This is a genomic window from bacterium (genome assembly GCA_037147175.1).
Taxonomy (GTDB): Bacteria; Cyanobacteriota; Vampirovibrionia; order Gastranaerophilales; family UBA9971; genus UBA9971.
Genome location: JBAWVS010000017.1, coordinates 35,159 through 47,123, shown reverse-complemented (window position 1 = coordinate 47,123; position 11,965 = coordinate 35,159). Strand labels below are relative to the sequence as shown.

14 protein-coding genes are annotated in these 11,965 nt (G+C 33.8%); 7 read left to right on the top strand and 7 right to left on the bottom strand.

The window, feature by feature from the left end:
• The first annotated feature begins 89 nt into the window (after positions 1 to 89).
• Together WCG23_05830 and WCG23_05825 are read left to right on the top strand one after the other, a co-directional pair.
• On the top strand, positions 90 to 494 hold the full coding sequence (locus tag WCG23_05830; protein MEI8389387.1) for a hypothetical protein: 405 nt from the start codon (positions 90 to 92) through the stop codon (positions 492 to 494).
• Positions 495 to 1,520: an NAD(P)-dependent oxidoreductase gene (locus WCG23_05825; protein MEI8389386.1), complete on the top strand. Its 1,026-nt coding sequence runs from the start codon at positions 495 to 497 to the stop codon at positions 1,518 to 1,520. It abuts the gene before it with no gap.
• A 6-nt stretch (positions 1,521 to 1,526) separates the two neighbouring features.
• Here WCG23_05825 and WCG23_05820 read toward each other — a convergent pair whose 3' ends face one another.
• From WCG23_05820 to WCG23_05800, 5 genes are all read right to left on the bottom strand, one after another.
• The gene (locus WCG23_05820; GenBank protein ID MEI8389385.1) at positions 1,527 to 2,681 is read right to left on the bottom strand and encodes a hypothetical protein; all 1,155 of its coding nucleotides are present in this window, start codon (positions 2,679 to 2,681) and stop codon (positions 1,527 to 1,529) included.
• Between the two features lie 41 nt (positions 2,682 to 2,722).
• Complete coding sequence (locus WCG23_05815; GenBank protein ID MEI8389384.1) at positions 2,723 to 3,340, bottom strand: hypothetical protein; 618 nt, start codon at positions 3,338 to 3,340, stop codon at positions 2,723 to 2,725.
• Positions 3,341 to 3,350: 10 nt separating this feature from the next.
• The gene (locus tag WCG23_05810; GenBank protein MEI8389383.1) at positions 3,351 to 4,247 is read right to left on the bottom strand and encodes a hypothetical protein; all 897 of its coding nucleotides are present in this window, start codon (positions 4,245 to 4,247) and stop codon (positions 3,351 to 3,353) included.
• 226 nt (positions 4,248 to 4,473) lie between these two features.
• Complete coding sequence (locus WCG23_05805) at positions 4,474 to 4,803, bottom strand: hypothetical protein (protein ID MEI8389382.1); 330 nt, start codon at positions 4,801 to 4,803, stop codon at positions 4,474 to 4,476.
• 104 nt (positions 4,804 to 4,907) lie between these two features.
• Positions 4,908 to 5,585 (bottom strand): hypothetical protein, encoded by a 678-nt coding sequence (locus tag WCG23_05800; protein MEI8389381.1) that lies wholly within the window; start codon positions 5,583 to 5,585, stop codon positions 4,908 to 4,910.
• 285 nt (positions 5,586 to 5,870) lie between these two features.
• Between WCG23_05800 and ilvD the strand changes: the two genes are divergently transcribed.
• Positions 5,871 to 7,529, top strand: coding sequence for a dihydroxy-acid dehydratase (gene ilvD, locus WCG23_05795; protein MEI8389380.1), 1,659 nt, complete (start codon positions 5,871 to 5,873; stop codon positions 7,527 to 7,529).
• Between the two features lie 4 nt (positions 7,530 to 7,533).
• On the opposite strand, the gene WCG23_05790 is transcribed toward ilvD, so the two are convergent.
• Positions 7,534 to 8,625, bottom strand: a complete 1,092-nt coding sequence (locus WCG23_05790) for a C39 family peptidase (protein MEI8389379.1) — start codon at positions 8,623 to 8,625, stop codon at positions 7,534 to 7,536.
• 229 nt (positions 8,626 to 8,854) lie between these two features.
• On the opposite strand from WCG23_05790, the gene WCG23_05785 reads away from it, so the two are divergent.
• From WCG23_05785 to ilvC, 4 genes are all read left to right on the top strand, one after another.
• Positions 8,855 to 9,172, top strand: coding sequence for a hypothetical protein (locus WCG23_05785; GenBank protein ID MEI8389378.1), 318 nt, complete (start codon positions 8,855 to 8,857; stop codon positions 9,170 to 9,172).
• Positions 9,172 to 9,675 carry a sigma-70 family RNA polymerase sigma factor gene (locus WCG23_05780; GenBank protein MEI8389377.1) on the top strand — a complete coding sequence of 168 codons (504 nt, stop codon included), beginning with the start codon at positions 9,172 to 9,174 and terminating at the stop codon, positions 9,673 to 9,675. The genes WCG23_05785 and WCG23_05780 overlap by 1 nt, the downstream gene beginning before the upstream one ends.
• Positions 9,672 to 10,154: a Spy/CpxP family protein refolding chaperone gene (locus tag WCG23_05775; GenBank protein ID MEI8389376.1), complete on the top strand. Its 483-nt coding sequence runs from the start codon at positions 9,672 to 9,674 to the stop codon at positions 10,152 to 10,154. The genes WCG23_05780 and WCG23_05775 overlap by 4 nt, the downstream gene beginning before the upstream one ends.
• 231 nt (positions 10,155 to 10,385) lie before the next feature.
• The gene (ilvC, locus tag WCG23_05770; GenBank protein MEI8389375.1) at positions 10,386 to 11,420 is read left to right on the top strand and encodes a ketol-acid reductoisomerase; all 1,035 of its coding nucleotides are present in this window, start codon (positions 10,386 to 10,388) and stop codon (positions 11,418 to 11,420) included.
• 144 nt (positions 11,421 to 11,564) lie between these two features.
• On the opposite strand, the gene WCG23_05765 is transcribed toward ilvC, so the two are convergent.
• Positions 11,565 to 11,843 carry a hypothetical protein gene (locus WCG23_05765; protein ID MEI8389374.1) on the bottom strand — a complete coding sequence of 93 codons (279 nt, stop codon included), beginning with the start codon at positions 11,841 to 11,843 and terminating at the stop codon, positions 11,565 to 11,567.
• Positions 11,844 to 11,965 lie beyond the last annotated feature (122 nt).

Sequence of the window (11,965 nt, the reverse complement as noted above, 5' to 3'; positions counted from 1 at the left end):
GAATTAAGTTAAAAAAACTTTATCCTAATAAATTAAATTAACAATGCACTAGTATTAATTTCTATTAATTAAAAGTGGGGATAATAATTATGGAAAATCAATATTTAATGCTTGCAGAAAATATAGTTTATAAAAACAGTAAATTAAGCTGCATAAATATAATTGACCAGATTTTAACAATAAAACTCCCGTCAGAATTCCAATTTGACCTCGTTGCTATTTGCGGACCCTGTTGGAAAGAAGGAGAATACTCAATTTCAATTAGAGTTCAGGTTGATGAATCGGAAATTAATGAACTCGGTCAAACGCATGTAAAAATCCCCAATGAGCATTTTACTTACAATGCGCTTGCTTCTGATTTAAAACTAATGATTCCTGAAAATTCAAAAAGCATGAAGTTTTATGTTTATAGAGATGACAAATTAATTCTGGAAAGAATTTATCAGATAGCCACTTTATTCGTACCGCAAGAACCACAAGAAGTAATACTTTAAATGCCAAAAATCAAAGTCGTATTTTTTGATATAAAAGACATAGAACAAAATTTTCTTGAAAAAAATAAACCTGAAAATTGTGATTTTATTTATATTCAAAGTCCTTTGCATATAGGATTTGAAGATAATCTGGAAAAAATTAAAGATGCAGAAATTATTTCTATTTTTACAGGCTCTATAGCTTCAGGGGATTTACTCAAGAAAATGCCTGATCTTAAATTTGTTACAACCAGATCAACAGGATATAACAATGTTGATATTGGATATTGCAAAGAAAAAGGAATCAATGTAGCAAATGTCCCGAAATACGGAGATTGTACCGTTGCAGAATTCACATTTGCGCTTCTTTTAAATGTAATAAGAAAAGTAAGCACAGCTAATGATGAATTACGGCACGGAGTCATTAATCTTGAAAAATACATAGGACATGATTTACTCGATAAAACAATAGGAATTATAGGAACAGGTGCAATCGGAGCATACACAGCAAAGATTGCTTACGGTTTCGGGATGAAAATTTTATCTTATGACCCTTTTCCCAGCGAAGAGTTAAAAGAAAAACTCGGGGCTGAATACGTTGAGCTTGACAGACTTTATAAGGAATCTGACATAATAAGTATTCATGCGCCTTCTCGAAAAGAAAACTTTCATATGATAAATGATAACGCTTTTTCTCAAATGAAAGACGGTGTAATAATAATCAACACGGCACGCGGTGAAATTATAGACACAAATTCGCTTTATAAAGCACTTAAGTCAGGCAAGGTAGCAGGTGCAGGATTAGATGTACTTGAGTGTGAAGAAATTATTGCAAATGAGGAATTATTTTTTTCCAAAATTGATTGCGTAAAAAAAGATTGCCTTGAGAAAACGCTTATAAATCATAAACTCCTAGATATGCCAAATGTTATAATAACCCCTCATATAGCTTTTGATACCATAGAAGCCATACACAGGATTTTGTATACAACCATAGAAAATATAAACGGCTATATTCAAGGAAATTTGGTTAACACGGTAAAATAGACGTTTTTATTTATTTGCCTTTTCTGTATACAAATTTATAGCCTGAGAAGCAATATTTTTTACATTAGCATCGCTGTCATTTTGCGCTTCGCCAAGAATTATTCTCATTGTTTCAGCATCTTTTTTATCCTGAGGATCAGCAAGCATCACAAGGGAAGCAAGACCTGCTTCTCTAACTTTAGGGTTGGTATCTTTTTGCGCAACTTCTACAACCTGCACAATACCTGAAATTTCTGTCATGGAAGGTGCAGGAATGTTAGCTTTAGCAGCTTCTTCTTTTAGTCCTTGTTTAAGTAATTTTTGAACCGTTGATAACGTCAAGACTGCAGCAATTTTGATATTATCAGCTTTATTTTTGTCATCTCCCGTTAGAGCAGATGTATCTTTAGTTGCTATATTGGCTAATCCCAGAAATGTATTTTGCTCAAGTAACTTTGGTAAAACCAGACTATCAAGTTTTTCTTTTGCTTTTTTAGCTTCTGCACTGGCAGGAGAAGCAATAATACTTTTATTAATTGCGCCTGCAACTTGTACGAATTTAAATATAGTTTTTATTGCCGTAATTTGTTGTTCTATAGCTGCTTCAGGAGTTCCTTGTTGCGGTGCAATAATATTTATAGCATCTTCAAGAGGTTTGAGAGCTTCCTGTTCTTGTTGCGAAGGAGCTTGCGAAACTTCTTTCTTTTGCGGAATTTCTTCTTGTTTTGGAGTTGCTGTTTGTTCTGTCGGAGAATTTGCTTCAGGTTTTGTTGCTGACTCTTGCTTTGGAGCTTGTTCCTGCTGTATATATTGCGGAGGTGGCGGAACTGCACCAATAGTGGCAGAATGAGGAATCTCCTGCGGTAAAGGCTGTGCTTCTGTTTGTGGAGAAATTTGAGTTAATCCCGGATAAACAGGTATTATTTGTTGTTGATAAGTATTATATTCAGGAATTTTCGGTGATTCAATTCCATTAAGCTCAATATTTACTGCTGAAAGTTTTGGTGCAAAAGTTTTATAAACAGGATTGTAAGGAATACTGCTATAAACAGGTACAACACCGGCATGTTGTAAAGGCTCTGTTGCGTTGTCATGAATAAGTACAGGTGACGAATTATCTTTCATTGCAGGGACTATACCCTGCGGTAAGTAAAATTGTTGCGGAGTTGTATTTTGTATCATTTTCTTCCCCTTTTATATCTAGCTTCCGTTTATTTCCATTATTAGTCTTTAGATTTGCCTACACCCAGAACATCATGTAAAAACAGTGCGCCTGCTCCAAAGAGAAGAAGACCCGCAGAAGTGGCAGCAATAATAGTTCCTGCACTTTGAGAAGTTAAGCACTTTAGCATTTTGCCGATAGAAGAAAACATTTGGTTCCTAAAATCCGTGTTTGTAAGTGCTTTACAGATTTTTGTAACGGAGTTGTCAATCTTTTCCAGAACTTTTAGAACTGTAGGCATTATTTGAGCACTTTTATATTTCTCAATTATAGCCGGTGCGGCCATCGCCATTATAGAAAGCCCCAGAGGGACAATATTTTCTTCAGTTTCCTTAATCCAGCAGAGTGCATGATTCATTGCACTTGATAAAAATGGCATATAAGTATCATCTAATCTTTTTTCTGTCGCATATTCCTTAACTTTTTCCAGCAACTCGGATTCTTTAGAAGAAGAAAGATTTTTTATATACATATCAGTATAGTCATCGGCAAGATTTTCTTTTGTTTTACAATCAGCTTTAACGTTTCCGTCAACTACGATGCTATAAATAGAAACAGCAGCACCGGCAGCACCGATTGCCATTGATGGTATTTTGAATAATAAGTTAGTTTTGCTCATATACAAGCACCTATCTTGACACTAAATTAGGTTTCGGCTCCGAAACACTATCAGGTTTTTTGTTCTCTGATTGTATTCCTGCGATTTTTGTTAAAAGTACTTCGGCTGTTTCTGAATTACCAAAAGTATCTTTTTTATCTTTTATTGCTTGCAAACGTTGTACTGTTACAGGATTTCCTACTGCATATCTGTTTTCAAGCGCTTGCATTGCCGCAAGTACAACAGGCTTAGAGTCATCTTGCAGCGCAACATTCAAGAGGTTTGTAAGTCGTATATCATCTTTTCTTGATGGATCTTCCTTAAATTTGGTAATAAGTTCCGCAACAGCGTGTAGACGTACAGTTTTGTTTGATTCGTTTAAATTTTTTTCAAGCTGTTGGACATAATCATCAGTTAATTCAACTACTGGTTTGTTTTTAGCTATTTCTTCAGGGTTTTTTTCAGGTGCCGTTGCGGGCAAAGGTTCTTTTTTCTGTTCTGCCGATTCAGCGGCAGGTTTTTTTTCAGGTGCCACAGTAGGCAAAGGTTCTTTTTTGGGTTCTGCTGACTCAGCTGCGGGTTTATTATTTACGGGCAGATAATAATGAACAACAGGAGGTATAATTTGTGGAACAGTTGGGGAATTAACTCCATTAATAGTAATATTTACGGCAGGAGCAGCGCCTCCGTTATTTAAGCCCTGTTGAATCGGTTGTCCCTGTGAAGGCACAGGTGCGGCATAAACAATACCATCTTGAATTAAAGAGTTATATCGTGTTGGAATATAATTATTATTTTGAATAGGCTGGTATTCAAGAGTTTGTCCCTGAATATATTGCGAAGGGCTGAATTCAGAAGCTTGCTGCACAGGAATATAGTTCTGTACAGGCTGCTGAGATATGTAATTTTGAATATTTTGTGTAGACATAGCCCTTCCCGAATTTTGAAATTTACGCTTTCCATGAACAAGATAAATACTTGCTATTAATATAAACAATTGTTTATATAAAAATTTGCGTTATTTGCTGAGTTCTAAATAAAATTGCAACACTTTGTTACAATCTTAGAAATAATTAAATAAGCTTATTTCTTCCTTTGATATTTGGACTTATATCGATATAAATCCAATAAATTGCAGCAAAATTAAACCCGAGTTAATTAAGTTTGGGCGCAGGCGGCAATATATATATAGAATTATTGCTTTTATTAACAGGTTTTAATTTTTCTATTTTTGGCGCCGTATAAAAAGCATCTTTTGTTCCGTTAAAAATACTTGTTGAAATTACTTTTATTCCTTTTGCTGTTTCTTTGATAACAAACCAGCCGGCTTTTAATGTGTATTTGGTTACGTTGTAAGTGGCTTTGGCTGTAAGGTTTATGCTCTCATCAATCATAGCAGAAGCTCTTCCTGCGTTGGCTTTTTGGGGACACAGGAAAAATATACAAATAAAAATCATAAAAAGTAAATATTTAAAATTTCTCATAAATTTAGTTTATCCTTAATTAACTTGAATTGCTAGTTAAATTTGAGTGTCATTGCAAGCATAGCGAAGTAACGACGATTCTGAGAATTTAGCAAATAAAAAAATTAATCATAAATTTTGCCATCGAGGATTGCTCTTTTTACATAAAAGACTTCGCAGGCTCCATCACCTGAATCATCTCTTGTTAAACTGGAATTCCAATGAATATTTCCGTTTCCAACCGTTCCGCTTATATAAACCAGATAGCCTTCCATATAAATTTTTTCTCCGGTTCTAACTTTGTCAATGGCATTAAAGACGTTTTTATTTGCGGGAATAATATGATGGTTAGCCGAATGAGAGACTATATAAGAAGGCGAAAGCGTAAAAGTTTTGTCATACTGGTAATAATACCACCTGTTTGATTGAGTATACGAAATACCTTTCTGATTTTCAGGAAGCATTAACTTGTTCCATGCCAGTGCAAGGTCATAAGGAGCAACTTCTCCATCCCATCCCCATATATATCTGTTTTTGCTCATAACCATTGCATAGATTCTATAATTTGCTTGAGGATATAGCTTTAATTTATAATCATTTTTTTCAATCCTGATAGGATTACTTTTAAAACTATAATAAACACATTGCTCAGGGTCTTTGAGGTTTTCGAAATTATATGTTTTTGCCATTTCTTGATTTTCAGGTGAGTCTTTAATAGTAAATGGCGTATTATAAGCATTGTTGCACACCAAATATAATATCAAAGCCAGCATCCAATATATAAAAAAATCAATTTTTTTCATTATATTTTTCCATTATGCAGGTATACTAAAACGAGTTTATATTTTCAAAAATTCATCGTTTCCGAAAATAACGCTCCTACTGTCGATTACCGCTTTTTTGCAGTTTGTTAAAATCCTGAATTTATTTTGAAGCGGTATATTTAAATCTTCGTCTTATTGAGAAAGAAAATTAACGTATGTTTAAAGTAAATTTTTGAAAAATACATGAATCGTTGAAAACTTTATTGAAAAGGCAAATATGATATAATTTTTTTTAAATAATTGTATCATATTGGAGAATTAATTATGAAAAGTGACAAAATAACGCAGGGACTGGATAGAGCTGCACATAGAGGACTATTGTATTCATTGGGTATGACAAAAGGTCAGTTAAAAACACCATTTATCGGGATAGCCAGCAGCTTTTCTGATTTAGTCCCCGGTCATTCAGGGATGAGGGATTTAGAAAGATTTATAGAAAAAGGAGTTCATTCAGCAGGCGGGCATTCCTTTATCTTTGGAGTTCCTGCTGTGTGTGACGGAATTGCTATGGGGCATGAAGGAATGAGATTTTCTCTTCCGTCAAGGGATTTAATTGCTGACTGCGTTGAATCAGTTGCAAGCGCGCATTCATTAGACGGTTTGGTTTTGCTGTCAAATTGCGACAAAATTACTCCCGGAATGTTAATGGCTGCATCAAGATTAAATATTCCCTGTATTGTCGTAACAGCCGGACCAATGGTTGACGGAAAATGTGAAAATCAAACTTTAACTCTTATTAGAGGAACTTTTGAAGCTGTTGGTCAGGTAAAAGCAGGAAAAATGACTGAGGAACAACTCGAAAAATACGAATTAAATTCCTGTCCGGGGGTAGGCTCATGTCAGGGCTTGTATACTGCAAACACCATGGCCTGTTTGACTGAAGTTATGGGAATGAGTTTGCCGGGATGTGCTTCTGCTGCGGCTGTTTCTGCAAAAAAACGCCGAATAGCTTTTGATAGTGGAATGAAAATCGTTGAACTCGTCGAAAAACAAATTCTTCCTCTTGATATAATAACAAAAGAATCGGTAAGCAATGCAATTATAGCTGATCTTGCACTTGGCGGCTCAACAAATTCTGTTCTGCACCTTCTTGCTATTGCAAATGAAGCAGGTTTAGATATCTCTTTGAAAGATTTCGAAGCATTAAGTTATAAAATTCCGCAAATTATAAAGCTTGACCCGTCAAGCACTCTTACCATGACTGATTTTGAAAATGCAGGAGGAATTTCGGGAACTTTAAAAAACCTTACGCACAAAGAAATAGGTATTGCAGACACAAAAACGCTATCAGGCTTGACAATAAAAGAAATAGCAGAAAAAGCATGGGTTGATACAGAAGTAATAAGAACTGTAGAAAGTCCTGTAACTTCAAATCCCGGACTGGCTGTTCTCTATGGAAATATTGCCCCGGAAGGAGCAGTAATAAAAATTTCCGGTGTTGATGCTGAATGCCTTAAATTCGAAGGCACCGCAAGAATTTTCAACAGCGAAGACGAAACAATGGAAGCAATAAATTCCGATATAGTTAAAGCCGGTGATGTAATTGTAATCAGATACGAAGGACCAAAAGGCGGACCCGGAATGAGAGAGATGCTTGCCCCAACTTCCTCAATAGTAGGAAAAGGTCTTGGCAAAAGTGTCGCGCTTATCACAGACGGAAGATTTTCAGGCGGTACACGAGGACTTTGTATTGGACATGTTGCGCCTGAAGCCGCAGCAGGAGGAGCTATTGCCTACCTGAAAGACGGTGATAAAATTAAAATAGACATACTCGCCAGAGAATTGAATGTGGATATTTCTGATGAAGAATTAGAAAAAAGAAAACAGGAAATCAAGCTTCTTCCTCAAAAAATAACAAAAGGTTATCTCTCCAGATACTCCAAAACAGTATCATCTGCAAGTAAAGGCGCAATAAGCTGTTAATAAATTATTGTTTAGAATTTTTATCCATTTCTAAAATTACGGCACCGTCTATAACAGCAATTTCGTCATTTTCTAAATAATTGAATTTTTCAGGAATTTCATAAAAACCTGAGGCGTCATCAGTAAGAGTTTTTTCATTATCATCATAATTATGAAAAAATTTTCCTGATTCGATTTTGGCAGGTTTTATATAAAAATTACCGTTTGATTTAGAATACGGGTCATGAATCGCTAAGGACTTATCATCAGAAAGAGAATCATTCTGACCTGTACCTGTTACGGTAATCCAATGTCCGTAATGTCTTTCATATTGAGAATTCTTTTTATTATAAATACCCAAATTTAACAGAACAACGTTACCTTTTTTTATTTCTTTTTTGATTTTTTCAATATCAGGGCACATAGAAGTTTTATATTTATCGTCCACAGGACGAATCCCTTGATATTCAAGTTTTGAAATTTTATAACCTCTGCTATTAATGAAGTTTTCCAGCCCGACACACATATTATTTGCTGTAGTGCCTTTGTTTACTTCTTTAATTAATTTTACATGTTTTGAAAGTTCTTCAATAAGAGTAGAAGGATTATTGGATGTGTATAAATTTTTATAGCCATTGTTGCTTAACCATATAATACTGTTTGCAGCAGAAACAGGTGCGCAAGAATACTCATCTTCCTGCTTTAAATTAGGAAAAGGAACCGATATTGGCAGCGCAGGTGTTTTCTGCAATGGAACAGTAACAGGCATATCATTTATATTATGTTGTACCTGCTTAACCTGAGAATAGATAGGTACAGAATAAGAAGGACTTTGTTTGTTTGAAAATGTATATCGTGGAATATAATTATTTTGAATAGACTGATATACAGGAGTTGATGTCTGAATATAACTAACAGGAACTGGTACGCAATAAATTTGACCTTGTTTAATCAAAGAAATATATCTTGTTGGAATGTAATAATTTTGTATCGGTTGATATATTTGAGTTTGTCCATGAACATCTTGTGATGGTATATCTCCGGAAATTTGCTTAAGGGAAACATTATTCTGAAAAGGCTGCAAAAGTATATAATTTTGAATATTTTGTGTAGTCATTGCCCTTCCCGAATTTTATAACTTATGTTCCATGAACCAGATAAATAATTGCTATAAATATAAACAATTGTTTTAGTTTAAATTTGCTCTTTTTATTGAGTTTTAAATAAAATTGTAAGACTTTGTTACAATCTGAAAATTCGGAAGTTTAATTTTTTTTTAAATTTTGAACCTTTTTATTTGCAATTTCGTTATGATATTAAGAGAACATAATTAAAAGGTTTAAAAAATGAGTTGTGATAAATTTGAAAAACTTTTTATTCAGGAAACGCAGGATGAACTTTTAAGTCATATTAAAAATTGTGAAACCTGTAATTTTGAGTACAAAAAAATGTTAATAACAGAAAAAATAATTAAGGAATCAAAACCTCATTTTTTAGGAAGAAAAAAAACTAAAGTTTTTGTAAATATGGCTGCCAGTGTAGCTTTACTTGTAATAACTTCAACAGTTATATTTAATAATTGCTATGTTACAAAAATTGCTTATGATGAGTCTGTTTCTACAGCGTTTCCGGTAGATCAATACGGGTTATTAGAAGTCCAATAATGCTAATAGAAGATTTTATTAAACAAAACCAAATAAAAATCAGAAACATAATAGGTCAATTTACTGATGATGAAACGTCAAAGGATATTGAACAGGATGTTTACTTAAAAATATGGAAAAATTCTGCACAGGACAAACCTTTTGGTTATGTAAAAACTATTGTGGTGAATACCTGCAAAGATTTTTTTAAATCAAAACAATACAAACAATCTCAACAAACTTTTAATGATGATGAAAAACTCCTATCCGCAAAAGCAGCGACAGATACCCCTCATCAAAGAACAGAAAGAATATTCAGGCAAAAAATGATAACAAATGCCATAAATAATCTTTCGCCAAAGCTTAAAGAAGTTATTATTCTTTATGATATAGAAGAATTGGAACAAAATATTATTGCGCAAAAACTAAAATGTCCGATTGGAACTGTAAAATCAAGGTTATTTACCGCAAGAAAACAGCTTCAGGCTGATCTTGAAAAATTAATAGAAGGAGATTTATTATGAAAAAACTGCTTATTACTCTTTGTGGAATTGTTATCATTTCAGGACTTTCCAATTTTGCTCATGCTGAAGAAAAACGTCATCCTGACAAATTTTCCCCGGAAATGAAAGCTAAAATGGAACAAAGAAAGGCTGAATTTGAAAAAAGGCTAAACCTGACGCAGGAACAAAAAGATAAAATGAAAGCCATTCACGAAGCTTCAAGAGATCAAATCAAACCTCTCTTTGAGAGTCTTAAGGCAGAAAGAGAAAAATTGAATCAGCTAAAATCTTCCGGCGCTTTAGAGCAGGAAATTCAAGCAGAGCAGCAAAAAGCCGGAAGTATTAGAGATTCGATAAAAACTATCAGAAAATCGAATTTTGAACAAACTCAGGCGCTTTTGACTCCTGCACAACAAAAAGAATTCAATAAAATGCATGAAGAACGTAAAAAATTCAGGAATCATAAAAATAAATTTGAAGAAAAAGATAATAAAAATTAAATTAATAAAATAATTCTTAGAAGCTGTCTTGTTAAAATCAGAACCGCCTTGTCAAACAAGCCGTTTATGATTTTAACCGCAGTCCCTAAACGAGCCTTAAAAGCTTATATATATTAATTTTAATATTTTAGCAAGATCGGCTCTTAGAAATCAAACCAAAATAATATTTTTGGTTTGATTTCTTTTTTTTGGTGCTATTATTTACTTGAAATAGTACTGGAGGTATTTATAATGTCAAATGCAGTAGATTTAAAAGTTTATTATGACAAAGATATTGACGCTAATCCTATATTAACTAAAAAAGTAGCAATTTTAGGATATGGAAGTCAGGGACATGCACACGCTCAAAATTTAAAAGAATCAGGCGCAAACGTAAAAGTTGCACTTAGAGAAGGTTCAAAAACTTGTGAGAGAGTTAAAAATGCCGGTCTGGAATGTATAACATTTCAAGAAGCAGTTGAATGGGCTGATGTTTTAATGATTTTGCTCCCTGATACAGTTCATAAAGAAATTTATGACAAAGATATCGCTCCAAATATAAAAGCAGGTCAGTATTTAGGATTTGGACATGGTTTCAGTATTCACTACGGGCAGATTGTTCCACCGGCAGATGTAAATACATTCATCGTTGCACCAAAAGGTCCTGGACACCTTGTAAGATCAGAATACAAAATCGGCAGAGGCGTTCCTTCACTGGTAGCTGTTGGTCAAAATCCATCAGGCGATACTTTAGATGTTGCTCTTGCCTATGCAAAAGGTAACGGAGGCTCTAGAGGCGGCGTTATTGAAACAACTTTCAAAGACGAAACAGAAACAGATCTTTTCGGAGAACAGGCTGTACTTTGCGGTGGCGCAACAGCATTGATTAAAGCAGGCTTTGAAACTCTTGTTGAAGGCGGATATCCCCCAGAAATGGCATATTTTGAATGTCTTCATGAATTAAAACTAATTGTTGATTTGATTTATTACGGCGGAATCAGCGATATGAGATATTCTATCAGTGATACAGCCAGATATGGCGATGTGACTCGCGGGCCAAGACTTGTTACAAAAGATACCAAAGCTGAAATGAAAAAAATTCTTGAAGAAATTCAGAACGGTGAATTTGCAAAAGAGTGGATAGAAGAAAACCAAAAAGGTCAACCAAATCTTAAAGCACTCGTTGATGAAGACAAAGATCACGAAATTGAAAGAGTTGGAAGAAAACTTCGCGGTATGATGAGCTGGATTAAAGATACTCAGCTTATTAACTCAGACGAAAGATAATAAATAAAAGTTTGATATTAGTTTGTTAATAACTTTGTATATAATTTAAAAAAATATTTGCAAATTATTTTGTTTAATTATATATTATAAATATAGCCCGACCATGAGATCGGGCTTCTCTATTTTTAAAATAATTTTATAAAATTAAGAAACTAATTTATCAATTTTGTTTTGTTCCGGAGGACCTATTTGATCAAGCAGAATCTTGATAACATTTGACATTTGACAGACGAAAGAATAGCTGCTTTTTACAATAGAACAATCAAGGCAGTTTCCATTGCTTAAATAACATCTTATTGCCTGATCAGTCCAATTTTTAGTTATCGAGTTTGATATTTCATTAAGTTCTCGTGATGGAATGTAGCTAATCTTTGAAGCATTTTCTGATTTATTATAAGCTTTGTTTATCATATAACCTGACATCCCTTATATCCTCTAAAACGAACACCCTGATACAAAATTGCATCATCCTTTGACAAGGATATACTGTTCTTGTCTTATAGTAATCATTTATTTGTTGTATTATTTTGAAAATTTTTTATAAT